The sequence below is a fragment of the Bradyrhizobium sp. 199 genome, assembly GCF_023073355.1.
Taxonomy (GTDB): Bacteria; Pseudomonadota; Alphaproteobacteria; order Rhizobiales; family Xanthobacteraceae; genus Bradyrhizobium.
The window spans coordinates 436,811-461,717 of sequence record NZ_JADPJI010000005.1; the positions used below are offsets into that span (position 1 = coordinate 436,811).

Annotated in this window: 21 protein-coding genes, 1 pseudogene and 1 riboswitch; of the genes and pseudogenes, 10 read left to right on the forward strand and 12 right to left on the reverse strand. The window is 64.5% G+C overall.

Annotated elements, in window-relative coordinates:
• Window positions 1–61: 61 nt before the first annotated feature.
• The 3 genes from gcvP to gcvT form a co-directional block, all read right to left on the reverse strand.
• Window positions 62–2,929: an aminomethyl-transferring glycine dehydrogenase gene (gene gcvP, locus IVB28_RS10400; RefSeq protein WP_247525977.1), complete on the reverse strand. Its 2,868-nt coding sequence runs from the start codon at window positions 2,927–2,929 to the stop codon at window positions 62–64.
• A 17-nt stretch (window positions 2,930–2,946) separates the two neighbouring features.
• Complete coding sequence (gene gcvH / locus IVB28_RS10405; RefSeq protein WP_247525978.1) at window positions 2,947–3,315, reverse strand: glycine cleavage system protein GcvH; 369 nt, start codon at window positions 3,313–3,315, stop codon at window positions 2,947–2,949.
• A gap of 245 nt (window positions 3,316–3,560) precedes the next feature.
• A complete protein-coding gene (gcvT, locus tag IVB28_RS10410; protein ID WP_247525979.1) occupies window positions 3,561–4,709 on the reverse strand; it encodes a glycine cleavage system aminomethyltransferase GcvT in 1,149 nt (382 codons plus the stop codon).
• A 144-nt stretch (window positions 4,710–4,853) separates the two neighbouring features.
• Window positions 4,854–4,944, reverse strand: a riboswitch (glycine riboswitch).
• Window positions 4,945–5,166: 222 nt separating this feature from the next.
• Here gcvT and alaS point away from each other — a divergent pair.
• Complete coding sequence (alaS, locus tag IVB28_RS10415) at window positions 5,167–7,845, forward strand: alanine--tRNA ligase (RefSeq protein ID WP_247525980.1); 2,679 nt, start codon at window positions 5,167–5,169, stop codon at window positions 7,843–7,845.
• Window positions 7,846–7,974: 129 nt separating this feature from the next.
• On the opposite strand, the gene IVB28_RS10420 is transcribed toward alaS, so the two are convergent.
• Both IVB28_RS10420 and IVB28_RS10425 read right to left on the reverse strand, forming a co-directional pair.
• Window positions 7,975–8,469, reverse strand: a complete 495-nt coding sequence (locus IVB28_RS10420) for a DUF3455 domain-containing protein (RefSeq protein ID WP_247525981.1) — start codon at window positions 8,467–8,469, stop codon at window positions 7,975–7,977.
• Window positions 8,470–8,568: 99 nt separating this feature from the next.
• The gene (locus tag IVB28_RS10425; protein WP_247525982.1) at window positions 8,569–9,783 is read right to left on the reverse strand and encodes an NADP-dependent isocitrate dehydrogenase; all 1,215 of its coding nucleotides are present in this window, start codon (window positions 9,781–9,783) and stop codon (window positions 8,569–8,571) included.
• 336 nt (window positions 9,784–10,119) lie between these two features.
• Here IVB28_RS10425 and IVB28_RS10430 point away from each other — a divergent pair, with 336 nt between their 5' ends.
• Window positions 10,120–11,310 (forward strand): TrmJ/YjtD family RNA methyltransferase, encoded by a 1,191-nt coding sequence (locus IVB28_RS10430; RefSeq protein WP_247528504.1) that lies wholly within the window; start codon window positions 10,120–10,122, stop codon window positions 11,308–11,310.
• A 4-nt stretch (window positions 11,311–11,314) separates the two neighbouring features.
• Here the strand turns inward: IVB28_RS10430 and IVB28_RS10435 are convergent, their stop codons facing one another.
• Complete coding sequence (locus tag IVB28_RS10435; RefSeq protein ID WP_247525983.1) at window positions 11,315–12,466, reverse strand: MFS transporter; 1,152 nt, start codon at window positions 12,464–12,466, stop codon at window positions 11,315–11,317.
• Between the two features lie 47 nt (window positions 12,467–12,513).
• Entirely contained in the window at window positions 12,514–13,140 is a 627-nt protein-coding gene (wrbA, locus tag IVB28_RS10440; RefSeq protein ID WP_247525984.1) for an NAD(P)H:quinone oxidoreductase, read from the reverse strand.
• A gap of 105 nt (window positions 13,141–13,245) precedes the next feature.
• Between wrbA and IVB28_RS10445 the strand changes: the two genes are divergently transcribed.
• Both IVB28_RS10445 and cynS read left to right on the forward strand, forming a co-directional pair.
• Window positions 13,246–14,154 carry a LysR family transcriptional regulator gene (locus tag IVB28_RS10445; protein ID WP_247525985.1) on the forward strand — a complete coding sequence of 303 codons (909 nt, stop codon included), beginning with the start codon at window positions 13,246–13,248 and terminating at the stop codon, window positions 14,152–14,154.
• A 214-nt stretch (window positions 14,155–14,368) separates the two neighbouring features.
• Window positions 14,369–14,857 (forward strand): cyanase, encoded by a 489-nt coding sequence (gene cynS, locus IVB28_RS10450; protein WP_247525986.1) that lies wholly within the window; start codon window positions 14,369–14,371, stop codon window positions 14,855–14,857.
• Between the two features lie 147 nt (window positions 14,858–15,004).
• On the opposite strand, the gene IVB28_RS10455 is transcribed toward cynS, so the two are convergent.
• Entirely contained in the window at window positions 15,005–15,328 is a 324-nt protein-coding gene (locus IVB28_RS10455) for a DUF1476 domain-containing protein (RefSeq protein WP_247525987.1), read from the reverse strand.
• 319 nt (window positions 15,329–15,647) lie between these two features.
• Here IVB28_RS10455 and purC point away from each other — a divergent pair, with 319 nt between their 5' ends.
• Both purC and purS read left to right on the forward strand, forming a co-directional pair.
• Window positions 15,648–16,415, forward strand: a complete 768-nt coding sequence (purC, locus tag IVB28_RS10460; protein ID WP_173015815.1) for a phosphoribosylaminoimidazolesuccinocarboxamide synthase — start codon at window positions 15,648–15,650, stop codon at window positions 16,413–16,415.
• 11 nt (window positions 16,416–16,426) lie between these two features.
• A complete protein-coding gene (purS, locus tag IVB28_RS10465) occupies window positions 16,427–16,666 on the forward strand; it encodes a phosphoribosylformylglycinamidine synthase subunit PurS (protein ID WP_247525988.1) in 240 nt (79 codons plus the stop codon).
• Between the two features lie 156 nt (window positions 16,667–16,822).
• Here the strand turns inward: purS and IVB28_RS10470 are convergent, their stop codons facing one another.
• Window positions 16,823–17,839: a magnesium and cobalt transport protein CorA gene (locus tag IVB28_RS10470; protein WP_247525989.1), complete on the reverse strand. Its 1,017-nt coding sequence runs from the start codon at window positions 17,837–17,839 to the stop codon at window positions 16,823–16,825.
• Between the two features lie 165 nt (window positions 17,840–18,004).
• On the opposite strand from IVB28_RS10470, the gene purQ reads away from it, so the two are divergent.
• Both purQ and IVB28_RS10480 read left to right on the forward strand, forming a co-directional pair.
• A complete protein-coding gene (purQ, locus tag IVB28_RS10475) occupies window positions 18,005–18,706 on the forward strand; it encodes a phosphoribosylformylglycinamidine synthase subunit PurQ (RefSeq protein WP_247525990.1) in 702 nt (233 codons plus the stop codon).
• On the forward strand, window positions 18,703–19,674 hold the full coding sequence (locus IVB28_RS10480; RefSeq protein ID WP_247525991.1) for a tripartite tricarboxylate transporter substrate binding protein BugD: 972 nt from the start codon (window positions 18,703–18,705) through the stop codon (window positions 19,672–19,674). Before purQ ends, IVB28_RS10480 begins: the two co-directional genes overlap by 4 nt.
• Window positions 19,675–19,711: 37 nt before the next feature.
• Here the strand turns inward: IVB28_RS10480 and IVB28_RS10485 are convergent.
• Window positions 19,712–20,100, reverse strand: a pseudogene (locus IVB28_RS10485) (RidA family protein).
• 147 nt (window positions 20,101–20,247) lie between these two features.
• On the opposite strand from IVB28_RS10485, the gene IVB28_RS10490 reads away from it, so the two are divergent.
• Window positions 20,248–20,844 (forward strand): TetR/AcrR family transcriptional regulator, encoded by a 597-nt coding sequence (locus IVB28_RS10490; RefSeq protein WP_247525992.1) that lies wholly within the window; start codon window positions 20,248–20,250, stop codon window positions 20,842–20,844.
• Window positions 20,845–20,868: 24 nt separating this feature from the next.
• On the opposite strand, the gene IVB28_RS10495 is transcribed toward IVB28_RS10490, so the two are convergent.
• Together IVB28_RS10495 and IVB28_RS10500 are read right to left on the reverse strand one after the other, a co-directional pair.
• Entirely contained in the window at window positions 20,869–21,837 is a 969-nt protein-coding gene (locus IVB28_RS10495; RefSeq protein ID WP_247525993.1) for a DMT family transporter, read from the reverse strand.
• 76 nt (window positions 21,838–21,913) lie between these two features.
• Window positions 21,914–22,393 carry a PaaI family thioesterase gene (locus IVB28_RS10500; protein WP_247525994.1) on the reverse strand — a complete coding sequence of 160 codons (480 nt, stop codon included), beginning with the start codon at window positions 22,391–22,393 and terminating at the stop codon, window positions 21,914–21,916.
• Window positions 22,394–22,579: 186 nt separating this feature from the next.
• On the opposite strand from IVB28_RS10500, the gene purL reads away from it, so the two are divergent.
• Window positions 22,580–24,790, forward strand: a complete 2,211-nt coding sequence (purL, locus tag IVB28_RS10505; protein WP_247525995.1) for a phosphoribosylformylglycinamidine synthase subunit PurL — start codon at window positions 22,580–22,582, stop codon at window positions 24,788–24,790.
• Window positions 24,791–24,907 lie beyond the last annotated feature (117 nt).

The window sequence follows — 24,907 nt, forward strand, 5'->3', positions numbered from 1 at the left end:
ACTGCATGCAAAGGTGGTGGGCACGCTGTCGCTTTGCCCGCCTTACGAGACCTTCCGGGTCCTACTCCGCCGCTTCCGCGTAATCGCTCACCGGCGGGCAGGAGCACACCAGATTGCGATCACCATAGACGTTGTCGACCCGCCCCACAGGGCTCCAGTATTTGTCGATGCGTGAGCTGCCTGCGGGGAAGCAGCCCTCGGCGCGGGTGTAGGCCCGGCTCCAATTGTCGTCCGCGATGTCGTGCACGGTGTGCGGGGCGTTGCGCAACGGCGAGGCTTCGATCTTGAAGCGGCCGTCTTCGACCTCGGCGATTTCTTTCCGGATCGCGATCATGGCATCGCAGAAGCGGTCGAGCTCGGCCTTGGATTCCGACTCGGTCGGCTCGATCATCAGCGTGCCCGGCACCGGAAAGCTCATGGTCGGCGCGTGGAAGCCGTAGTCGATCAGGCGCTTTGCGATGTCGTCGACGGTGACGCCGGACGTCGTCTTCAGCGCGCGGGGATCGACGATGCATTCATGCGCGACGCGGCCCTTTTCGTTCTTGTAGAGCACCGGGAAGTGCGGATCGAGCCTTGCTGCGATGTAATTGGCGTTGAGGATCGCGATCTCGGTCGCGCGCTTCAGGCCTTCGCCGCCCATCATCAGAATGTAGATGTAGGAGATGGTGAGGATCGACGCCGAGCCGAACGGCGCGGCCGAGACCGGGCCGACCGGCGCGTCTGCCCGCGTCACGGGATGACCCGGAAGGAACGGCGCGAGATGCGCTCTTACGCCGATCGGGCCCATGCCCGGGCCGCCGCCGCCATGCGGGATGCAGAAGGTCTTGTGCAGATTGAGATGGCTGACATCGGCGCCGTAGTCGCCGGGCCTGCTCAGGCCGACCTGCGCGTTGAGGTTGGCGCCGTCGAGATACACCTGGCCGCCATGGCGGTGCACGATGTCGCAGATCTCGCGGATATGCTCCTCGAACACGCCGTGGGTCGAGGGATAGGTGATCATGACCGCGGCGAGATCCTTGGAGTGCTTCTCGGCCTTGGCGCGGAGATCATTGACGTCGACGTCGCCGTTCTTCTCACAGGCGACCACCACCACGTCCATGCCGACCATCGCGGCCGAAGCCGGGTTGGTGCCATGGGCGGAGGAGGGGATCAGGCAGATTTTGCGGTGTGTCTCGCCGCGCGCGGCATGATAGCCGCGGATGGCCAAAAGCCCGGCATATTCGCCCTGCGCGCCCGAATTCGGCTGCAGCGAGATCGCGTCATAGCCGGTGATGTCACACAGCCACTTTTCCAGGCGCGCGAACAACGCGTAATAGCCGCGTGCCTGCTCGGGCGGGGCGAAAGGATGCAACGAGCCGAACTCAGGCCAGGTCAGCGGCATCATCTCGGTGGTCGCGTTCAGCTTCATGGTGCAGGATCCCAGCGGGATCATGGCGCGGTCAAGCGCAAGGTCGCGGTCACTGAGCTTACGCATGTAACGCAGCATCTCGGTCTCCGAGCGATGCGCGTGGAACACGGGATGAGTGAGGAAAGGCGTCGCGCGCTTCAAGCCGTCCGGCAGCGCCTCGCGCGTCTCCGCGTCGATCTCGGCATAGGCAAGCGTGCCGCCGAAGGCGCGCCAGACCGCTTCGACCGTCGCGGGCGTGGTGGTCTCGTCGAGCGCGATGCGCAAGCTGGTCTCGCTGACACCGAGATTGATCTTCTCGGCCGCGGCCCGGGCGATGATCTCGGCGCGCCTGGCGCCAGCATCGACGCTGAGCGTGTCGAAGAAAGTGTCGGACTGCAGCGCAAAGCCGAGCTTGCGCAGGCCGCTCGCGAGCACGGCGGTGCGACGATGGACGTTCCGCGCGATCTGCGAAAGGCCTTCGGGGCCGTGATAGACCGCGTACATCGAGGCGATCACGGCGAGCAGCACCTGCGCGGTGCAGATGTTGGAGGTCGCCTTCTCGCGCCGGATGTGCTGCTCGCGGGTTTGCAGCGCGAGGCGATAGGCCGGCATGCCGCGCGAATCCACGGAGAGGCCGACGATGCGGCCGGGCAGCGAGCGCTTCAGCGCATCGCGCACCGCCATATAGGCAGCGTGTGGTCCGCCATAGCCCATCGGCACGCCAAAGCGCTGCGCCGAACCGATCGCGATGTCGGCACCGAGCTCGCCGGGCGAGGCAAGCAGCGTGAGCGCCAAGAGATCGGCGGCCATGATCGCGAGCGCGCCCTTGGCCTTCAGTGCCGCGATCGCAGGCCGGAGGTCACGCACGGCGCCCGAGCTTCCAGGATATTGCAGCAGCGCGCCAAGCACCTCGCTCTTCTCGAGATCTGTGAGGGGATCGCCGACGATCAGCTCCCAGCCCAGCGGCTCGGCGCGGGTGCGCATCACAGCCAGCGTCTGCGGACGCACGTCCTTGTCGACGAAGAAAGCCTTTGCCTTTACCTGCGAGTGCCGCTCGGCGAGCGCCATGGCTTCGGCGGCGGCGGTGGCTTCATCGAGCAGCGAGGCGTTGGCGACGTCGAGCCCGGTGAGATCGCAGATCATGGTCTGGAAGTTGAGCAGCGCTTCCAGCCGGCCCTGGCTGATCTCAGGCTGATAGGGCGTATAGGCCGTGTACCAGGCCGGGTTCTCCAAAATGTTGCGCTGGATCACCGCGGGCAAAATCGTGCCGGAATAGCCCTGGCCGATCAGCGAGGTGAAGACCTGGTTCAGGCTTGCGAGCTCGCTCATGTGCGCAATCGCCTCGGGCTCGCTGAGCGCCTTGCCGAGGTCGAGCGGAGCGGCCTGCCGGATCGAGGCGGGCAGCGTCTCCGCCATCAAGGCATCGACGCTCTTGGCGCTGACCGTTTCGAGCATTGCGGTGACGTCGCGCGCCGACGGGCCGATGTGGCGGCGAACGAAACTTGCGGCGGGGTCGCCGTTGGTCTTGCGGTGCGCGGTCATCGCTTGCTCCATCGTCCTTAAGCCGTGTGTGCCTTGTAGGCGGCTTCATCCATCAGGCCGCCGAGCTCGCTCTTGTCGGCAATCTTGATCTTGAAGAACCAGGCCTTGCCTTGCGCGTCCGAGTTCACCAGCGCCGGCTCGGCGGCGAGCTCGGCATTGGCCTCAAGCACCTCGCCCGTCACAGGGGCGTAGACGTCGGATGCGGCCTTCACCGATTCCACGACGGCGGCGGCTTCCGCCTTCTTCAGCGCGCGGCCGGCCTTGGGCAGTTCGACGAACACGACGTCGCCGAGCTGCTGCTGGGCGTAGTCGGTGATGCCGATTGTGGCGACATCGCCCTCAATGGCCAGCCATTCATGGTCGGAGGTGTACAGCGTCGTGGTCATTGTCGTTTCCTTGGAGCGGTGAAGTTTGGCTGAAAGCGGCGGGCTGGGTTTACCTCTCCCATAGGGAGAGGTCGTATCGCATCGAGAGATGCGATACGGGTGAGGGGATCCGGTCTCCCTGAGGGTTGCGGCCCCTCACCCGGATTGCACTGGACGATGCTTCGCATCGCCAGGCGCAATCCGACCTCTCCCCGCTGGGGAGAGGTGACCTTGGGGCCGCCAGCTGTGCTCAATCCCATCATGTATCAGCGTTTGTAGGTGTTTTTGACGAAGGGCATGGCGGCGACCTGCAGCGGCAGTCGCTGGCCGCGCACTTCGGCGAACAGTTTTGTGCCGAGTGCGGCGAGGCTCACAGGCACGTAGCCCATCGCCACCGGCGCATTCAGGCTCGGGCCGAAGCCGCCTGATGTGACTTGTCCGACCGGCGCGCCTGCCGCCTCATCCGCGAACAGGAGCGCGCCCTCGCGCACCGGTGCGCGGCCCAGGGCAAGCAGACCGACGCGGCGGCGAGATGCACCGTTATCAAAATGAGCGAGGATTTTTTCCGCGCCAGGGAAGCCGCCGGCACGCGCGCCGCCGCTGCGGCGGCTCTTCTGCACCGACCATTCCAGCGCGGCCTCGACCGGCGTTGTGGCGGTGTCGATGTCGTGGCCGTAGAGGCAGAGCCCAGCTTCCAGCCGCAGGCTGTCGCGCGCGCCCAGCCCGATCGGCAGCACGTCGGGACTTTCGAGCAGCATCTTTGAGAGACGTTCGGCGTCGCCTGCGGGAACCGAAATTTCAAAACCGTCTTCACCGGTGTAGCCGGAGCGCGAGACGAAGCAGTCGATGCCGGCAATCTTGCGCGGGCCGGCATCCATGAATGTCATGGACGGCGCCTCTGCACATAATTTCGCCAGCACCGCTTCCGCCTTCGGGCCCTGCAGCGCGATCAACGCGCGGTCGGCGAGGGACTCGATGACGCAATCATCCGAGAGATTCGCGCGCAGATGCGCCTCGTCTTCGGCCTTGCAGGCGGCGTTGACGACCAGGAACAGGTGATCGCCGAAATTTGCGACCATGAGATCGTCGAGAATGCCGCCATCCGCATTGGTGAACTGGGCGTAGCGCTGCCGCCACTCGGCAATCGCCACGACATCCTGCGGCACCAGCCGCTCCAGCGCGCGGGCCGCGTCCTCGACCTTGCCGGACTTCGGCCGCAGCGCGAGCTGGCCCATGTGGGAGACGTCGAACAGGCCGGCGGCGGCTCGGGTATGGAGGTGCTCCTTCAGCACGCCCGCGGGGTATTGCACGGGCATGTCATAGCCCGCGAACGGCACCATCTTGCCGCCGAGGGAGACATGAAGCCCGTGAAGGGGCGTACGTTTCAGGGAGTCTTGGTCGTCGCGAGCTAGCATCACAGGGGCCCTCGGCGGTTCCCCAGGGACGATTCCCTGAGCCAACCAGTCGAAGCCCCATCTGTCGCTGTGCCTGAGAGTATTATCCCGTCGGCGGGTGCCATCCGGGTCTAGACCCGTCGGCGCCTCTTTCCAGATGCTGTCAAAGCCACGCGGTCCTTTTGCCTGAGAGTTTCCGGGGCGGTTGCTCCTTCGGCGCCGGCTGCCTAAAGCCGGTCTCTCCCGACGTGGCCGTACGATACAGATGGGTACAGACCACAGGGCGGCCAAGCCTGTCAACGCGACTTCTGTGCCTTTCAACCGGATTGCGCTGATACGGCAACCCTCTGATCTCTCTGCACAGTTTCTGGACAGCGAAGCTGGCCTTGTCTAAAAGCGCTTTGGCCCGCAGATATCAGCCTTAACGTTACGGTTTGGATGGCGAGAAGCGGGTCCAAGCACACCCGATTGGATGAACATGAGCGGCGTCAACGAGATCAGGTCGACCTTTCTGAACTTCTTTGCCGAGAACGGCCACGAGATCGTGTCGTCCTCGCCATTGGTGCCGCGCAACGACCCGACCTTGATGTTCACCAATGCCGGCATGGTGCAGTTCAAGAACGTCTTCACCGGCGTCGAGAAGCGGCCCTATCAGCGCGCCACCACGTCGCAAAAATGCGTGCGCGCCGGCGGCAAGCACAACGATCTCGACAATGTCGGCTACACCGCGCGCCATCTCACCTTCTTCGAGATGCTCGGCAACTTCTCCTTCGGCGACTACTTCAAGGAGCGGGCGATCGAGCTCGCCTGGACGCTGATCACCAAGGAGTTCGGGCTCAAGAAGGACAAGCTGCTGGTCACGGTCTACCACACCGACGACGAGGCGGCCGGTCTGTGGAAGAAGATCGCGGGCTTCTCCGACGACCGCATCATCCGCATTCCGACGTCGGACAATTTCTGGGCGATGGGCGACACCGGCCCGTGCGGCCCGTGCTCGGAGATCTTCATCGACCGCGGCGAGCACATCTGGGGCGGGCCTCCGGGCTCGCCGGAAGAGGATGGCGACCGCTTCCTCGAATTCTGGAATCTCGTGTTCATGCAGTACGAGCAGGTGACGAAGGAGGAGCGCGTGCCTCTGCCGCGTCCCTCGATCGACACTGGCATGGGCCTGGAGCGCATGGCCTGCATCATGCAGGGCGTCGACAGCGTGTTCGAGACCGATCTGTTCCGTCATTTAATCGATGCGACGTCGTCCGCGCTCGGCAGCGGGCCGAACGAGCAGACCGTGGCCTCGTTCCGGGTCATCGCTGACCACTTACGCTCCTCGGCCTTCCTGGTCGCGGATGGCGTGCTGCCCTCGAACGAGGGCCGCGGCTATGTGCTGCGCCGGATCATGCGCCGCGCGATGCGCCATGCGCAGCTGCTCGGTGCGCAAGAACCGCTGATGCATCGGCTGGTCTGGGCGCTGGTGCGCGAGATGGGCCAGGCCTATCCCGATTTGATGCGCGCGGAGAATCTGATCGAGGAAACGCTGCGGCTGGAAGAGACCCGCTTCCGCAAGACGCTGGTTCGCGGCCTTACCATCCTCGACGAGAAGAGCGCGTCCCTGAAGAAGGGCGACATGTTCGACGGCGATGTCGCCTTCACGCTGTACGACACCTACGGCTTCCCGCTCGACCTGACGCAGGACGCGCTGAAGTCGCGCGGCATCGGCGTCGACCAGGCTTCCTTCTCCGATGCGATGGAGCGCCAGAAGGCCAAGGCGCGCGAGTCCTGGAAGGGGTCTGGCGAGGCGGCGTCCGAAGCGATCTGGTTCCCGCTGCGCGAGAAGCTCGGCGCCACCGAATTCCTGGGCTACGAGACCGAGAGCGCCGAGGGCGTCGTTTCCGCATTGGTCAAGGACGGCCGGGAGGTTGCCAGCCTCAACGCCGGCGACACCGGCGCGATCGTGCTGAACCAGACGCCGTTCTATGCAGAATCCGGCGGTCAGGTCGGCGACACCGGCGTGCTGACAGGTGAGGGCGGGATCAAGTTCCGCGTCACCGACACGCAGAAGAAGCTCGGCGATTTCTTCGTTCACGTCGGCACGGTCGAGAGCGGCGAGCTGAAGCTCGGCACCGCGCTGCAGCTCGAGGTCGAGCATTCCAGGCGGTCCTCGATCCGCGCGCATCATTCGGCAACGCATCTCATTCATGAGGCGCTGCGCCAGGTGCTCGGCGACCACATTGCCCAGCGCGGCTCGATGGTCGCGCCGGATCGCCTGCGCTTCGACTTCGTGCATCCCAAGCCGATCACGGCCGAGGAACTCGCGCGTGTCGAGGACATCGCCAACGACGTGGTGCTGGAGAACGACGAGGTCACCACGCGCGTCATGGGCGTGGACGAGGCCCGCGAAGCCGGCGCGCGCGCTCTGTTCGGCGAAAAATACGGCGACGAGGTCCGCGTCGTCTCGATGGGCAGGACCGCGCGCGAGCGCGGCGCCAATGCGCTCGGCTGGTCGGTCGAGCTCTGCGGCGGCACCCATGTGCGGCGCACCGGCGATATCGGCCTGATCACGCTGACGGGCGAGAGCGCGGTGGCCTCCGGCGTGCGCCGCATCGAGGCGCTGACCGGCAATTATGCGCGCAGGCACGCCAACGAGACCATGGCGCTGGCGAAGACTGCGGCGAACGAGCTGCGCACGTCCATCGACGACGTGCCGGCGCGCATTGCCGCGCTGATGGAGGAGCGCAAGAAGCTCGAGCGTGAGCTCTCCGATGCCCGCAAGAAGCTGGCGATGGGCGGCGGCGCGGCTGCAAGCAATGGCGCGGCAGCGGGCGTGCGCGAGGTCGGCGACGTCAAGCTGATGGCGCGCGCGGTCGAGGGCATCGAGATGAAGGATCTCAAGAGCCTCGCCGACGACGGCAAGAAGCAGATCGGATCCGGCGTCGTCGCCATCGTCGGCGTCACCGAGGACGGCAAGGCCGGTGTCGTGGTCGGCGTCACCGCCGATCTTACCGCGCGTTTCAGCGCCGTGAATCTGGTGCGCGTCGCCTCCGAAGCGCTGGGCGGCAAGGGCGGCGGTGGCCGGCCCGACATGGCGCAGGCCGGCGGCCCCGACGGCGCCAAGGCGGCCGAGGCGCTGAGCGCGATCGAAAAAGCCATGACTGGCGCGTGAGCCCGTGCGCCCCGTTTGGCGAGGACGTGGCTTGCGCGATCCCAACCTGAGGGATCGCCTCTGCGACTTGCTGGAGCGCTGAGCTGGCGCTCGATTGTGCCGGCAGTCGGAGCAGCCGGTCGGCTGCGATCATCCCCTGCGAAGGAAAATGTAGTCCGCCGAGTAGGGCGCGTTCTTGAACTCGCCGGCCTTCCCGCAAGCGCCGTCAAGCTTGCCGCCATTTGTGTTGATGCGCTGGACGGTGGTGACTGATGTGAGCACGCCGTTGCCGCGGTGGGTGGTGACTTCCAGCTTCAGCCAGGGAATATCGGCGGCCGCTTGGCCCGGCGCGTTGCCGATGGCCTTGCCCACCACGGCGCTGCCGTCGGCGTGCTCCCAGTTCGGCCCGGCATAGTGGCGGCCAATGGTCTTGCCGTCCGAGAGCAGCGTCGCAATCGGTTCGCGGAAAGCCCAGGCGAGCTTGCCGTCAGCGCCCGCCTTGCATTCGTAGACCTGCGCGCCCTCGGCGTGGACGCTGAGCACGACGCTTTCGCCCGGTGCCGCGACGGCGTCCGGGAGCGGTTCGGCGCCCGCAGCCGACCCAGCGAGCAGCAACAGGCACGGGACGGCAAGCTTGATCGACATGGTCGTATCTCCGCGAAAGCTCTCAAAAAAGAAATAGGCCGCGCTTTGAGGCGCGGCCCGTGATGATGTTAGGCCCAGTCGGGCGAAATTGCGGACGGCTTACGCCGCCAGCGCCTTCCCGAGGTTCTCGGCGACCTTGTCGAGGAAGCCGGTGGTCGAGAGCCAGCGCTGGTCGGCGCCGACCAGGAGCGCGAGGTCCTTGGTCATGTAGCCTTCCTCGACAGTGTCGACGCAGACCTTCTCCAGCGTGTTCGCGAACTTGGCGAGCTCGGCATTGTTGTCGAGCTTGGCGCGGTGGGCGAGGCCGCGGGTCCAGGCGAAGATCGACGCGATCGAGTTGGTCGAGGTCTCCTTGCCCTTCTGGTGCTCGCGGTAGTGGCGCGTCACGGTGCCATGGGCAGCTTCGGCCTCCACCGTCTTGCCGTCGGGAGTGAGCAGGACCGAGGTCATCAGGCCGAGCGAGCCGTAGCCCTGCGCCACCGTGTCGGACTGCACGTCGCCGTCGTAGTTCTTGCAGGCCCAGACATAGCCGCCGGACCATTTCAGCGCCGAGGCCACCATGTCGTCGATCAGGCGGTGCTCGTAGGTCAGGCCCTTGGCGTCGAACTCCTTCTTGAATTCGCGCTCGTAGATGTCCTGGAAGATGTCCTTGAACCGGCCGTCATAGATCTTCATGATCGTGTTCTTGGTCGAGAGATAGACCGGGTAGTTGCGCAGCAGGCCGTAGTTCAACGAAGCGCGGGCGAAGTCGATGATCGAGTCGTCGAGATTGTACATCTGCATCGCGACGCCGGCGCCCGGGGTCTTGAACACTTCCTTCTCGATGACGGTGCCGTCCTCGCCGACGAACTTCATCGTCAGCGTACCCTTGCCGGGGAACTTGATGTCGGTGGCACGATACTGGTCGCCATAGGCGTGGCGGCCGATGATGATCGGCTTGGTCCAGCCGGGAACCAGGCGCGGCACGTTCTTGCAGATAATCGGCTCGCGGAAGATCACGCCGCCGAGGATGTTGCGGATCGTGCCGTTCGGCGACTTCCACATCTGCTTGAGGTTGAACTCCTTCACCCGCGCTTCGTCCGGGGTGATGGTGGCGCACTTGACGCCGACGCCGACCTTCTTGATGGCCTCGGCGGCGTCGATGGTCACCTGATCGTTGGTGTGGTCGCGGTACTCCATTCCCAGGTCGAAATACTGCAGCTCGACATCCAGGAACGGGTTGATCAGCTTGTCCTTGATGTACTGCCAGATGATCCGGGTCATCTCGTCGCCATCGAGCTCGACGACGGGATTGGATACCTTGATTTTTGCCATGATCGGGGAAGCCTCTTGGAACGGCGCTTTCGGCGCGCCACGGGAATATCCGCCGCCTCTTAGCACCCGGAGCCGGCGGGCGAAAGCCAAGGGATTATGCAGTTTTAGCTCATCCAGCTTGCCCGGATGGGGGCGGTAGCCGGCCTTCGGCCGAGCCCGGGGAGCACGATCCCGGCGAGATTCAAAAGTCGAATCCAACCCGTTATTTCCCTTGAGAATTTTGTCAGGACAGGCAAACGACAGGCGAGCGGGACGAGGTCGTCCGGAAGGGCGGCTTGAATCAATTCCTAAGGCGGCCTTGCCAAGGCCTTGAGACGAAGAGTGAAAGCGAATCAGATGTCGGGGACTGACAAGAGCAAAGCGGGTTTGTCCCTCGGCGGTCCCATCGTCATCCTGGTCGAGCCGCAGCTGGGCGAAAACATCGGCATGGCCGCGCGCGCCATGGGCAATTTTGCGCTTTCCGCGCTGCGCATCGTCAACCCCAGGGACGGCTGGCCCAACATCGCCGCTCAGCGCGCCGCGGCCGGTGCCGACCACATTCTGGAAAAGGTCGAATTGTTCGACACGGTGGAGCAGGCGGTCGCCGACCTCGACCTGCTGTTCGCCACAACGGCGCGCCCCCACGATCAGGCCAAGCCCGTGGTTGGCCCGGAGGCCGCGGCGAGCGAGATCGCGGGGCACGTCGCGACCGGCGGCAAGGCCGGCATCCTGTTCGGCCGCGAGCGCTGGGGGCTAACCAACGAGGAGGTGGGGCTCTCCAACCGCATCATCACCTTCCCGGTCAATCCGGGCTTCGCCTCGCTCAACCTCGCCCAGGCCGTGCTGCTGGTCGGCTATGAATGGTTCAAGCGGGCGACGTCCGGCGAACTGCCGCACGCCATGCCTGAGCGCTCCGAGCGCGCCTCGCAGCACCAGATGCAGGCCTTCTTCGACAATCTCATCCGCGAACTCGACAAAGTCGAGTTCCTGCGGCCGGCCGAGAAGCGCGACACCATGCTGGTGAACCTGCGCAACATCTTCACCCGCATGGAGCCGACCAAGCAGGACATGCACACGCTCCACGGCGTGGTGATGGCGATCGCGGAAGGGCGCAAGGGCCCGGCCAAGGGCGGCGTGCTCGACGGCGAGCAGGCCACGCGTCTGCGCGCGCTGCTGGCCGAGCACGGCCAAGGCGGCGTGCCCGACAGTGGCTCGACCGTGCGCGGCCTCGCCCGCCTGCTCCGCCGCAACCCGACCGATGCCGAGCGCCTGCTCTGGCAGGCACTGACCCGCGACCGCCGCTTCGCAGGCGGGTTCAAGCGCCAGACCCCGGTCGGGCGGCACATCCCGGACTTCGTCTCGTTCCCGCATCGGATCGCGATCGAGCTGGTCAACCCGGGGGAGGGCGAGGCGATCGCGGCAGACCGCGCGTCAAGGCGGGCGTGGCTGGAAGCGCGGGATTATCGCGTGCTGGAGATCCGCGCGGCGGATGTGGAGCGGGATCTCGAGGCCGAGCTGGTGCGGCTGCAGGCGATGGTCGAGCAGTAGCTTCTCAGCGCCTCGCGCCGTCATTGAAGCGGATGGACAGTGCGGCTACCGCGGCAATCAGCGCAGAGATCAGGATGATGGCCGCTGCGGCTGTCCACCCGTGGGCCTTGACCGCACTTCCCACTGCCACAGGTCCGACCACTTGGCCGAGATTGCTCCCTTGCATCACCAGACCAGTGACCACAGCAACGAGTGTGGCGGACGGCGCGAGCAACGGGATCGATGAGATCAGGACGGCCGGGATCAAGCCTCCAACCGCCGCGAAGAGGATACATAGCAGAAGAGTGGGCATATCGCCGAAGACCTGCAGGAAGATTCCGAGACCCGACAGCCCCATGATCAGATAGGGGGCGACGAGCAGTGCTGAACGCCGGGCGCCACGCGCGAGCAGGTAGCCGGCCGCAACGTTGCCGATGATGTTGCTTGCGGTGGCCAGAGCACTGAGCGAGCCGGCCGCGGCGTGCGGGATCTTCATCCGCTCCATCAGCAGCACCGGAACGAAGCTGAAGAGCGCGAAGAACATCAGGCTGTAAAGGGCAAAACATCCGGCCAGCAGAAGCGGCCCCTTGCCTGCCGCCACTTGCATTGCATCCCGCATCGTGCCCCTCAACGATGCTGAGATGCGCTTTGGGGCAGCCGGGATACCTATCCACACTGCCGTGATAGCGACGGCCGCAAGACCGGCGCTGCCCCACCACAGAGCGCGCCAGTCGCTGAACAACGTTCCGCCGAGCATGGCGAGCGCCATCCCCGCCGGCATGAAACAACTCCACAGAGCAAGCGCAAACTGTTGTTGGTCGGGCCGGACCATCCTGTACAGGATCGCCGGCCCAGCAACGGCGACCATAAGGAATCCAAGGCCTTCCAGGAGGCGCGAGGCGAGAAGTGTTGCATAACCCGTCGCCATCGCGCCGATCACGGCTCCCAGCATGAGTGATGCGAGCCCGAGGGTCAGGATCCGGCGGTCTCCGGCACGAGCGATCAGCGAGCCGGCGGGAATACCGCCCACGACGCCGAGAATCGCAAATATCCCGCTCAGCCAACCGGCAGCCGCGAGATCCAGGCCCAAGTCCTTTTGCAGCATGGGCGTAGCGATGGCGGCTTTCCCAACCTGGATCGCGGCGACCACGCCGGACCCCACCACGATGCTGACCACAGACCAGTGTCGATCTCGCAAGCGCGGGGCAGATGCTGCGATTGCCATCACGCCGCCGCTTTCAGCCGCGCAGCGGCCAGCGCGCGAGCAATCTCGGCCACATGGCGCCCCTGAAAGCGCGCCCCTGCCAGTTCGTTGGCGCTTGGCTGACGGTCCCCGCCGCCGCCGTCGTCGGCCAGGGTAGCCGCGCCGTAGGGCGATCCGCCTGTGACCTCGTCCATGCGCATCTGCCCCTTGAATGTATAGGGCAGCCCGACCACAACCATGCCCAGGTGCAACAGGACGGTATGAACAGACAGAATTGTACTTTCCTGGCCACCATGCTGGCTGCCGGTGGATGTAAAGACACTGCCGACCTTGCCCACCAGCCTGTTCTCGAACCAGAGGCTACCGCACTGGTCCAGAAAGTTCTTCATCTGCGAGGCCATGTTGCCGAAACGCGTCGGCGTCCCGAAGATGATCGCGTCATAATCCGGTAGCTCAGTTACGGCAGCGATCTCGGCTCGCTGATCGCGCTTGTATCCTGCCTTTTGTGCAACATGGTCCGGAACAAGCTCCGGAACCCGCTTGATTGTGACTTGGGCTTCAGCGTCCCGGGACCCTCGGGCGATCTCTTCAGCCATCGCTTCGATGTGACCGTACGACGAGTAGTACAGCACCAACACCTTCGTCATTGTGGTTTCCTTTGTTGTCTCAGAAGGGAGTGCCGGACAACATAGGTCTGTATTTGATTAGCGGGAGCGGCATAAGATCGATGAGTCTGATCGATCGGATAGATCATGCTGGACGTGCTCACGCTGGATCAGTTGCGAACATTCGTCACGGTGGCGGAAAGTGGAAGCTTCCGCTCGGCCGCTGCTCGACTTTCGCGTGTTCAGTCCGCCATCAGCCACGCCATTGCCAACCTGGAGGCTGAACTGGGTCTGGCGCTGTTCGACCGCACGGGTCATCGTCCGGTGCTGACCCCTGAGGGGCAGTCACTGCTCGAGAACGCTCGTGACGTTCTCCTCAGGGTCGATGCGATGCGCGCGAGAGCCCGAGGGCTCGGCGACGGAGTCGAACTCGAGCTCTCATTGACGGTCGACACGTTGTTTCCGATCGGCATGGTTGGATCTGCGCTGACGAAGATGCGCGCTACCTATCCTTCGGTTTCGATCAGGCTTGCCGTCGAGCCGCTGGGTGGACCGATCACGTCGCTGATGGAAAAACGCAGTTCGCTGGCCATCGTGGTCGGCGAGGATTTCCGTGATCCGCGGATCGCACTCGAGGCGATCTCGTCCGTTGAACAGGTTGCGGTCGTCTCAGCTGAGCACCCACTGGCACGGCAGCAATCGAATAAGAAGATCAGACTTCAGGATTTGGCCGATCATCTGCAGATCGTCCTCTCCGATCCGACGCCGTTAACCGAAGGGCGCATGTTCGGCGTTCTGTCGCCGCAGACCTGCCGGGTGACCAACCAGGATACAAAACACGCGATGATTCTCGCTGGACTCGGCTGGGGCCGCCTGCCGTCCTGGCAGGTCGAGCGCGACCTGAGCAAAGGGCGTCTTGTGCGCCTTGCTACCAGCGCGCTTGGCCGAAACAGCCAGGTTGCTGCCGAGGCCTATCTCGCACATCGGCTTGATGAGCCATTCGGACCGGCCGCGCTGGCCTTCCGCCAAGCCTTGATGCGGCTCATTGGGATTTAGAAGTCGCGGGAGGAGTGGAGAACTCGGAGGGCGGCAAAAACCTGAGGTCGCTGCCTTCGCCCGATGTGATCGACTTGACGCGGTCGCGGAGATCCTCGCCGCGAGAATTGCCGCGGAAGGCTCGCCGGTGTGAGGCCTTAGCCTTATTTATTGGCACGTTTCATGCCTCCCAAAGCGGCAGCCCGCCTCAATGTCCAACCAAGGAGACCCTGACATGAAACGCGAAGACCTCACCGAAAAGCTGCTCGACATCAAGCGCGAGAAGGGATGGAGCTGGAAGCACATCTGCGACAAGATCGGAGACTATTCCGAGGTCCTCATCGTCGGCGCCATTCTCGGTCAGATGAAATTGACAAAACCGCAGGCCGCCAATGCCGGCGAGCTGTTCGGCCTCTCAAAGGCGGAAGTTGCGATGCTCAATGAGGTGCCGATGCGTGGCACCGGCACGCCGATGCCGCCGACCGACCCGCTGATCTACCGCTTCTACGAGATGGTGATGGTGAACGGTCCGGCCTGGAAGGCGCTGATCGAGGAGGAGTTCGGCGACGGCATCATGTCGGCAATCGACTTCGACATGGCGATCGAGCGCGTGGCGAACCCGAAGGGCGACCGCGTCAAGTTCACCATGAGCGGCAAATTCCTGCCGTACAAATATTACGGCGCCAGCGGCAACGTGCCGGAATACGGATTCAAGGAGGAGTAGGGCTTCGAAACCGTGCCAAGATCGACAGCACCATTCGTGGCGGCGAGGCGACGAACTTGCTCCCGGTTTTGCGAGGCGTTCGACATTCCGGTAAGGCGCCGCCGGCGCGCAAGACTTGCACGCCGGCGTGCGTTGGCAAGGGAAGGATTATTTCCCCGCCTTCACCTCGGCGGCTGCCACCGCGAGCAGCTCGCTCATCTTGGCGCGAATCGCCTGTTCGGTGACGACGACGTTCTTGGCGGCGAAATCGGCCGTGAGCTTGCGCACGACGTCGGCATCGCCGGCCTCCTCGAAATCGGCCGCGACCACCTCCTTGGCATAGGCGGTGGCGGCATCGCCTGATATGCCGAGTTTTTCAGCCGCCCATAGCCCGAGCAGCCGGTTGCGGCGGGCCTCCGCCTTGAATTTCTGCTCCTCGTCGAGGGCGTATTTTTTCTCGAAACCTTCCTGGCGCTTGTCGAACTCGCTCATGCCTTGTTCCAAATCCCTCTGAATGGCGCGGGGGCCTTCCGTTGCGACCACCCGGCTGCGTGCCTACATAGATAGCACATATCGGCAAAACAACGGGCCGTTAAGCCGCAGGCGAGACGGTATAAGTTGGCGCCGGAGAGTCGGATCGATTGTGCTCGGTCAGCCAATCGGATAGGTTGCCTGAAGGCTTGGTTCCCGTTCTGTTTCCAAGGGTTCTAGACGGGTTCCTGGCCCTTCACGGCAGCTCCGCCGTGGGTCTAAGTCCTGGTAACCGGAGCACACCAAATACATGGATTTCAACAAAACACGGTACATCCCCATGAGCCGTCGGCGTCGCATTTATGAAGGCAAGGCAAAGGTTCTCTATGAAGGCCCGGAGCCCGGTACTCTGATCCAGCACTTCAAGGACGACGCCACCGCGTTCAATGCGAAAAAGCATCAGGTGATCGAGGGCAAGGGTGTCCTCAACAACCGGATCTCGGAGTACCTGTTTCAGCACCTCAACGACATCGGGGTGCCGACCCATTTCATTCGCCGTCTCAACATGCGCGAGCAGTTGATTCGCGAGGTCGAGATCGTGCCGCTCGAGGTGGTGGTGCGGAACGTCGCCGCCGGCTCGCTGTCGCAGCGCCTCGGCATCGAGGAGGGCACGCAGCTGCCCCGTTCGATCATCGAATTCTACTACAAGAACGACCAGCTCAACGACCCCATGGTGTCGGAAGAGCACATCACCGCCTTCGGCTGGGCGACGCCGCAGGAGATCGACGACATCATGGCGCTCGCCATCCGTGTCAACGACTTCCTCACCGGCCTCTTCCTCGGCATCGGGATCCGCCTCGTCGACTTCAAGATGGAGTGCGGGCGCCTGTTCGAGAACGAGATGATGCGCATCATCGTCGCCGACGAGATCTCGCCGGACAGCTGCCGTCTGTGGGACATCAAGTCGAACGAGAAGCTCGACAAGGATCGCTTCCGCAGGGATCTCGGCGGTCTGCTCGAGGCCTATACCGAAGTTGCAAAGCGCCTCGGCATCCTCATGGAGAACGAGCGTCCGCAGGGCTCCGGCCCGGTGCTGGTGAAGAGCTGAGGGGATCTGACGTGAAGGCACGTGTTACCGTTACCTTGAAGACGGGCATCCTCGATCCGCAAGGCAAGGCCATCGAAGGCGCGCTGAAGTCGCTCGGCGTCGAAGGCGTCGCCAGTGTCCGCCAGGGCAAGGTGTTCGACATCGAGCTCGCGGTCGCCGACAAGGCCAAGGCGGAAGCCGCGCTGAAGGATGCCGCAGACAAGCTGCTGGCGAATACCGTGATCGAGAATTATCGGGTCGAGATCGTCTGAGTCTGCCCTGCAGACCCTCATGGTGAGGAGCGCGAGGCGCGTCTCGAACCATGCAGGCCCGGCTCTCACATCTTGGCCTTCATCCTTCGAGACGCGCGCGAAGAGCGCGCTGCTCAGGATGAGGAGCTGGACCGCCGTGACGCAGCCGTCATTCACTTACAGCCAGCCGGCTCTGCGAAAACGCAAGTACAGCGCGGTGCAGGCCGTCAGCATCACGCCGAGCAGCATGTAATAGCCGTAGTCCCATTCCAGCTCCGGCATGTGCTTGAAGTTCATGCCGTAGATGCCGGCCAGCGCGGTCGGGATCGCGATGATCGCAAGCCAGGAGGCGAGCTTCTTGGACACCGCCGTCTCCTGCGCCTGGCCAACCAGCAGGCTCGCCTCGAAGGCGAAGGCCAGCACCTCGCGCATGGAATCGATGCGCTCCTGGATGTTGCGGACGTGGTCGGTGACGTCGCGGAACAGCGGCTGCATGGCCTGCCGCACCATCGACAGCTCGTCATGCTCCAGCCGGCGACAGACTTCCACCAGCGGTCCGATCGCATTGCGCAGCCGCAACAGGTCGCGGCGCAGCATGTAGAGCCGCTCGATCTGGGCCTTGCTGATCGGCTTGGACAGCACGTCATCCTCGATGCCCTCGACCTCGTCGTGAATGCTCTCGAGCACGGGCGAGTAATTGTCGACGATGAAATCGAGGATGGCGTAGAGGATGTAATCCTCGCCCCGGGCGAGCGCCCGCGGACAGCTCTCGCAACGCTCGCGCACCGGCGTGTAAGACGTCGAAGCGCCGTGGCGCACCGAGACCAGGTAACCTTCGCCGACGAAAATGTGCGTCTCGCCGAAGGCGATGCGGCCCTCGATCAATTGCGCGGTGCGGGCCACGATGAACAGGGCTTCGCCATATTGCTCGATCTTGGGCCGCTGGTGGGCGTGGTTGGCGTCCTCGATCGCGAGCTCGTGCAGGTCGAACTGCTTCTGCACCGCGCCAAGCAGCGCCATGTCGGGCTCGTGCAGCCCGATCCAGACCACGTGGCCGGGCTTGGCCCGCCAGCTCGAGGCCTCGCTGATCGCGATATTGGCAATGCGCCGGCCGTCGACATAGGCGCCGGCGGCGATGACGCCCTCGGTGGACACCGGCTCGGAGAGGGATGCGGGCAGCGACGGGACATTCATGGCTTCAATCCCGGGCAAGTCGATCGGCCGAATGGCGCGCTATAGCCTGTGCACAACGCTCGCTGGCAAGGCTAGCACTGGTAAAATCCCCGTCAAATGGTTATGTCTGCTGGCGATTTGGCAGCAGTGCCAGCCCCATTTCAATCCTCGTTCGGAACCTCTGCCATGAAAGCCGCCATCCTCGTCTTTCCCGGAATCAACCGTGAGCGCGACATGGCGCGTGCGCTGAGGTTGATCTCCGGCAGCGAGCCGGCGATGGTCTGGCATGCCGAGACGTCGCTGCCTGCGGGCACGGATCTCGTGGTGGTGCCGGGCGGTTTCTCCTATGGCGATTATTTGCGCTGCGGTGCCATCGCGGCACGCTCGCCGGTGATGGACGCGGTGCGCAATTATGCTGCGAACGGCGGCCTCGTGCTCGGCGTCTGCAACGGTTTTCAGATCCTCTGCGAGTCCGGCCTCCTGCCGGGCGTCTTGATGCGCAACGCGCGGCTGAAATTCATCTGCCACGACGTGCATCTGCGCGTCGAGCGTTCCGACACGCCGTTCACCCGCGGCTACAATGCCGGCCAGGTGATCCGCGTGCCCGTCGCCCACGGCGAGGGCAATTACGCGGCGGACGCGGAAACCATCAAGCGGCTCGAAGGCGAGGGGCGGGTGCTCTATCGCTACTGCTCGGCTGACGGCACGATCGACGACATCAGCAACATCAACGGCGCTGCGCAGTCGATCGCCGGGATAGTCAACGACAAGGGCAACGTGCTCGGCATGATGCCGCATCCGGAAAACCACGTCGAAGACATCATGGGCTGCACCGACGGGCGCGGTCTGTTCGCGGGCCTCACCGCGCATCTGGAAAAGGCCGCGTGATCCGGTTCGTGGCGAAGCGGGCGCTCGCCGCGATCGCGGCGCTGTCGCTTGCGAGCGCTGCGTTCGCGCAGGATTTCCCCAAGCGCCCCATCACCATGATCGTGCCGTTCGCGGCCGGCGGCACTTCGGACGTGATCGCGCGCACGGTCGCCGAGCAGATGGGCATCGCGCTCGGCCAGACCATCGTGATCGAGAACGTTGCGGGTGCCGGCGGCTCGACCGCGCTGGCGCGCGCCTCCCGCGCCGAGCCCGACGGCTACACCATCGCGATCGGCAATGCCGGCACCAATGCCGCGAGCTACACGATCTATCCAAAACTGCCGTTCACGCCGGAGTCCTTCGTGCCGATCGCGATGGTCGCGAAGACGTTCGGCATCGTCGCCCTGCGCAAGGATTTTCCGGCGAAGGACCTGAAAGAGTTCATCGCCTACGCCAAGGCAAATCCCGGCAAGATCAATCTCGGCCATGCCGGCGTCGGCTCCTCGAACTATTTGATCTGCAAGAGCTTCGTGACATCAGCCGGCATCGACACGACGCTGGTCGGCTATCGCGGTGCCGCGCCTGCGCTGACAGATGCCGTCGGCGGCCAGATCGACGGCGTCTGCGATGCCGCAGCCTCCGTCTCGCAGTCGATCAACGAGAAACTGGTGAAGGGGCTCGTGGTCGGCTCGACCGTGCGCCTCGCCACGCTGCCCGATCTGCCGACGTCCGCAGAAGCGGGCCTGCCGGAATTCGAGGCACAGGGCTGGAACGGCCTGTTCGCGCCCAAGGGCACGCCGCCGGCGGTCATCGCCAAGCTCAATGCCGCCGCGCGCACCGCCGTCGAGACCGATGCGGTGAAGAAGCGCTTTGCCGACCTCTCCACCGTTGCACCTGACCCCGACGAGCATGCGCCGGACGTGCTTCAGAAGCTCGTGACGCGAGACGTCGAGAAGTACCGGAAGATGCTGGCGGACGACGCCAAGTAATCGCGCCTTCCGTCGAGCGCATTCCCACCGAGAACGCTCACCCGGCTGCAGGAATGCGGGCGATTGCCTTGATCTCGAAGTCGAAGCCGGCCAGCCAATTCACACCAACGGCGGTCCAGTTCGGATAGGGAGCCTCGCCAATCTCGGTAGCGCGAACGGCCATCACCGTCTCGATCTGCGTGGCCGGATCGGTGTGGAAGGTGGTGACATCAACCACGTGCATCCGGCAGCGGCGAGAACGGCACGCAAATTGGCAAAGGCGAGCCGGACCTGGTCCTCGAACACCGGTTCGGGTGAGCCGTCCTCGCGACTTCCAACCTGCCCCGAGACGAAGAGCAGGTCGCCGGAGCGGACCGCGGCCGAATAACGATGCGCTTCGTACAACGCGTGGCGGTTGGCGGGGAAAATGGCCTGACGCTGGAGCATGTTTAAGCCTTTCGATCGGCGGTGAGGCGGGCAGCGGATGCAGATTGCGTGGCGATGCCGTCCGTGGCATTGATGGGTTTCATATACGCCCCGTATGTGAGATATCGCTCACATACGGGGCGTATGTCAACAGGAAACTGAGCTGGCATGGAAAAGGGGAAGCGCGCTGCCGCCATGGCGGAAAATCGGGCCAAGCTCATCCGCGCTGCGCGCGCGGCATTTGCCACGCAAGGCTATGCAGAGGCCTCCATGGACGAATTGACAGCCTCCGTAGGCCTGACGCGGGGCGCGCTGTATCACAACTTCGAAGACAAGAAGGGGCTGCTCTGGGCGGTTGTCGAGCAGATCGATGGCGAAATGGCGGAACGGCTCCGCATTGCCCGGGAGCAGGCGCCCACCCCCTGGCAAGGCCTGCTCGCAGAGGGGAGCGCCTATATCGAGATGGCGCTCGACCCTGAAATTCAGCGTATCATGCTTCTGGATGGACCTGCCGTGCTCGGTGATCCCTCCAAATGGCCCGGCGAGAACGCCTGCCTCGACATCACCATGCGAACGATCGCCTCGCTGATCGAACAAGGCGTGGTGAAGCCGGTCGATGTCGAAGCGGCGGGGCGATTGCTCAACGGCGCCGCGCTCAGTGCCGCCTTATGGGTCGCCGCAGCCGACGATCCGCCAAGTGTACTGACCAAGGCCGTTGACGCGTTTCGAGAGTTGGCGAGCGGATTGCTGCGCAAGGCGATTTGACTGCGTGTGATACGACTGGTCACATCACCCGCTCTTCCGCAGCTTTAGCCGCTCCGCCGGCACGGTCATGGCCGCAACGCCGGCCATGACCAGCAATAGCCCCAGCGCGAGGTTCGACGGCACGCTCTCGCCGAGCAGCAGCACGGACAGGCCCACGCCGATCGGGATGCGCAAGTACCCTTGCGCATTGGTGGTCAGCGTGCCGAGGCGTCCGAGGCAAACATAGAACAGCATCAAACCCAGCGCGCTCGAGACGATGCCCATGACGATGGTGGCGATGATCGCTGTTTGCGTCGGGTGCAGCGTCCAGGGCTGGTCGATGATCAGCGAGGGCGGCAGCAGGATGAGGCCGCCGAACAGCAGCGAGCCGGCCGCCACGACCATCGGGTCGTATTCCGACAGCCGGAGGCCGAAGATCGTGGCGCAGGCAAAGGAGATGGTGGCGAGCAGGATCGCGATCTCCGCCACAATCTCGCTACCGAAGCCGCGCAGCGCGTCGAGCCCGACGATGGCGACAGTGCCGGCGAGTCCCAAAATCGCGCCGGCGAGCTTGAGCAGCGTTGCCGGCTCGTGCCGGGTGATCAGCGAGGTGATCAGGAAGGCGAAGATCGGCGTGGTCGAGGCCAGCACCACCGTGTTCGAGGCCGGCACATATAGCTGCGACCACGTGATGATCAGGAACGGGAAGGTCGAGTTGATCAATTGCTGTGTGGCGAACAGCTTCCAGGCCCTGGCGTCGGTCGGGATCCTGATGCCGCGCATCCACAGGATCGCGAACAGGAAGGCGGCCGCGATCAGCGAGCGCGCGGAGATGAAAGTGATGGGCGGGATGGTGGGAAGCGCCAGCTTGGCCAACGGATAGGTCGAACTCCAGCAGCAGGCGAGCGCGAACAGGAGCGCATAGTCGCGCCAATTGCGTGCGCCGGTCATGGCAATGGGCGACAGTGGTGCGGCGACCGCCGCGCCCCTCGCGTCCGATGTGCTCTGCGGCACCTTGTTCTTGCTCCACGGCGCGATAGCGCTTGCCCGGAAGTCTGGGCGAGGGCGCGCGAAAAGGGAAGGCGTCGAGCTATGCGTTTGGCTGGGGTTGCGGCTTCCGCTTCATTCGCTTGATCGTGCCGGAAAAGGTGAGCAGCAGGCGCTCGCCGGACATCATCTGGCCGCGCAGGAAGATCAGCGAACCGCCGGCCCGGCTTACTTCTCCGGTGCATTCGATCAGCTCGCCCTCCCGTGCCGCGTCGAGGAATTCGCAGGAAAAATTGGTGGTCACGGCCGGGCTGTCCAGGGCATGGGTGGCGATCGCAAACAGGGAATAGTCGGCAAAGGCCATGTAGCAGCCGCCATGGACATTCCCGGAGCCGTTGAGGTGCTTCTTCTCCACCCGGAAGGCGCCACGGACGCTGCCGTCCGCTTCGATCCGGTGCCAAAAGGGGCCGACATGGGACTCAAAACTGTCGCGAATCCAGGTCCGCCAGCCCTCAAATTCACCCTCGGTGGCGACGTGGAGGTCAGGGCGGCGGGGCGGGGGCGCTTTGGTCAATTCGTGCAAGGAAATGGGCCTTCAATTGCGGGTCTTGAGCCCTTAAATCCGATCCGTCGGCGCCGCGCAATTCCTGTTCCCGCAGGCGGCCTGCCGCAAAATGTGGGACAGCGGGAAAATGCGCCATAAAGAGCTTTTCGCGAGCCCCGGATCTTCCTAAGAACGGCCAAACCGCCGTCGAAAGCCCCTGAAGCCATGAAGAACGAACCCAAGATCACCCCCGAACTGGTTGCCGCCCACGGGCTCAAGCCCGACGAGTACGAGCGCATCCTGAAGCTGATCGGGCGGGAGCCGAGCTTCACGGAGCTTGGCATCTTCTCGGCGATGTGGAACGAGCACTGCTCGTATAAATCCTCGCGCATCCATCTCAAGGGGCTGCCGACCAAGGCGCCCTGGGTGATCCAGGGCCCCGGCGAGAATGCCGGCGTGATCGACATCGGCGACGGCCAGGCCGTGGTCTTCAAGATGGAGAGCCACAACCACCCGAGCTATATCGAGCCCTACCAGGGCGCGACCACCGGCGTCGGCGGCATTTTGCGCGACGTCTTCACCATGGGCGCGCGCCCGATCGCGTGTCTCAATGCGCTGAGCTTCGGTGCGCCCGAGCACGCCAAGACCCGGCATCTCGTCTCCGGCGTCGTCGCCGGCGTCGGCGGCTACGGCAATTCCTTCGGCGTGCCGACGGTCGGCGGCCAGGTGCGCTTCCACACCCGCTACGACGGCAACATCCTCGTCAACGCGATGGCGGTGGGCCTCGCAGACACCGACAAGATCTTCTATGCGGCCGCCTCCGGCGTGAACATGCCGATCGTCTATCTCGGCTCCAAGACCGGGCGCGACGGCATTCACGGCGCCTCGATGGCCTCGGCCGAGTTCGACGACAAATCCGAGGAGAAGCGCCCGACGGTGCAGGTCGGCGATCCCTTCGCCGAAAAGCTGCTGCTGGAAGCCTGCCTCGAGATCATGGAGACGGGCTGCGTCATCGCGATCCAGGACATGGGCGCGGCGGGCCTGACCTGCTCGGCGGTGGAGATGGGCGCCAAGGGCGACCTCGGCGTCGACCTCGATCTCGACGCGGTGCCGACCCGCGAAACCGGTATGAGCGCCTACGAGATGATGCTCTCGGAAAGCCAGGAGCGCATGCTCATGGTGCTCAAGCCCGAGAAGGAAAAGGAAGCCGAGGCGATCTTCAAAAAGTGGGGCCTCGACTTCGCCGTCGTCGGTTACACCACACCGAGCAAGCGTTTCGTGGTCAAGCATGGCGGCGACGTCATGGCCGACCTGCCGATCAAGGAGCTCGGCGACGAGGCGCCGCTCTATGACCGTCCGCACGTCCCCTCCGCCGCTCTGCCGGTCGTGCATGCGCGCGAGGTGCCGGCGCCGACCAGCCTTGGTGCCGCGCTGGAGAAGCTGATCGGCACGCCCGATATGTGCTCCAAGCGCTGGGTATGGGAGCAGTACGACCACGTCATTCTCGGCAACACGATGCAGCGGCCCGGCGGCGATGCCGCCGTGGTGCGCGTCGAGGACGGGCCGAAGGGACTTGCGCTGACCGTCGACGTTACGCCGCGCTATTGCGAGGCCGACCCGTTCGAGGGCGGCAAGCAGGCGGTGGCGGAAGCCTGGCGCAACATCACCGCCGTCGGCGGCAAGCCGCTCGCGATCACCGACAATCTCAACTTCGGCAACCCTGAGCGGGCCGAGATCATGGGCCAGTTCGTCGGCTGCCTGAAGGGCATCTCGGAGGCCTGCCGCACGCTGGACTTCCCGGTCGTCTCAGGCAACGTCTCGCTCTACAACGAGACCAATGGCCGCGCCATCCTGCCGACGCCCTCGATCGGCGGTGTCGGCCTGCTCGACGACTTCACCAAGTCAGCCTCGCTCGCCTTCAAGGCGGAGGGCGAGGCGATCCTGCTGGTCGGAGAGACGCACGGCTGGCTCGGCCAATCCGTTTATTTGCGCGACATCTGCGGTCGCGAGGAGGGCGCGCCGCCGCCGGTCGATCTCGCCGCCGAGAAGCGCAATGGCGATTGCGTGCGCGGCATGATCCATGGCGGTACCGCGACTGCCGTGCATGACCTCTCCGATGGCGGCCTCTTGATCGCGCTCGCCGAGATGGCGATGGCGAGCGGCATCGGCGCAAAATTGCTGGCGGCGCCGACCGCGCTGGTGCCGCAAGCCTATTGGTTCGGCGAGGATCAGGCGCGCTACCTCGTCACAGTGCCGGAAACGGAAGCCGGCCGCGTGCTCGCCAAGATGCGTGGCTGCGAGGTGCCCTGCGTGCGCATCGGCACCACCGGCGGGGATGCGATCGCGATCGCGGGCGAAGCGCCGGTTGCGATCGACGAGTTGCGGAAATCGTTCGAGCGTTGGCTGCCGGAGTATATGGGCGGGAAGGCGGCGTAGGCGCCGCCAGATACTCCGTCATTGCGAGCGCAGCGAAGCAATCCAGACTATCTCCGCAGTGGGATTCTGGATTGCTTCGTCGCAAGGGCTCCTCGCAATGACGTGGAGAGACCTTGG

Bases quoted from the DNA above. Each gene is read 5' to 3' on its own strand.
- gcvP (WP_247525977.1), bottom strand. From the start codon at position 2,929: ATGACCGCGCACCGCAAGACCAACGGCGACCCCGCCGCAAGTTTCGTT.
- gcvH (WP_247525978.1), bottom strand. From the start codon at position 3,315: ATGACCACGACGCTGTACACCTCCGACCATGAATGGCTGGCCATTGAG.
- gcvT (WP_247525979.1), bottom strand. From the start codon at position 4,709: ATGCTAGCTCGCGACGACCAAGACTCCCTGAAACGTACGCCCCTTCAC.
- alaS (WP_247525980.1), top strand. From the start codon at position 5,167: ATGAGCGGCGTCAACGAGATCAGGTCGACCTTTCTGAACTTCTTTGCC.
- IVB28_RS10420 (WP_247525981.1), bottom strand. From the start codon at position 8,469: ATGTCGATCAAGCTTGCCGTCCCGTGCCTGTTGCTGCTCGCTGGGTCG.
- IVB28_RS10425 (WP_247525982.1), bottom strand. From the start codon at position 9,783: ATGGCAAAAATCAAGGTATCCAATCCCGTCGTCGAGCTCGATGGCGAC.
- IVB28_RS10430 (WP_247528504.1), top strand. From the start codon at position 10,120: ATGTCGGGGACTGACAAGAGCAAAGCGGGTTTGTCCCTCGGCGGTCCC.
- wrbA (WP_247525984.1), bottom strand. From the start codon at position 13,140: ATGACGAAGGTGTTGGTGCTGTACTACTCGTCGTACGGTCACATCGAA.
- IVB28_RS10445 (WP_247525985.1), top strand. From the start codon at position 13,246: ATGCTGGACGTGCTCACGCTGGATCAGTTGCGAACATTCGTCACGGTG.
- cynS (WP_247525986.1), top strand. From the start codon at position 14,369: ATGAAACGCGAAGACCTCACCGAAAAGCTGCTCGACATCAAGCGCGAG.
- IVB28_RS10455 (WP_247525987.1), bottom strand. From the start codon at position 15,328: ATGAGCGAGTTCGACAAGCGCCAGGAAGGTTTCGAGAAAAAATACGCC.
- purC (WP_173015815.1), top strand. From the start codon at position 15,648: ATGAGCCGTCGGCGTCGCATTTATGAAGGCAAGGCAAAGGTTCTCTAT.
- IVB28_RS10470 (WP_247525989.1), bottom strand. From the start codon at position 17,839: ATGAATGTCCCGTCGCTGCCCGCATCCCTCTCCGAGCCGGTGTCCACC.
- purQ (WP_247525990.1), top strand. From the start codon at position 18,005: ATGAAAGCCGCCATCCTCGTCTTTCCCGGAATCAACCGTGAGCGCGAC.
- IVB28_RS10490 (WP_247525992.1), top strand. From the start codon at position 20,248: ATGGAAAAGGGGAAGCGCGCTGCCGCCATGGCGGAAAATCGGGCCAAG.
- purL (WP_247525995.1), top strand. From the start codon at position 22,580: ATGAAGAACGAACCCAAGATCACCCCCGAACTGGTTGCCGCCCACGGG.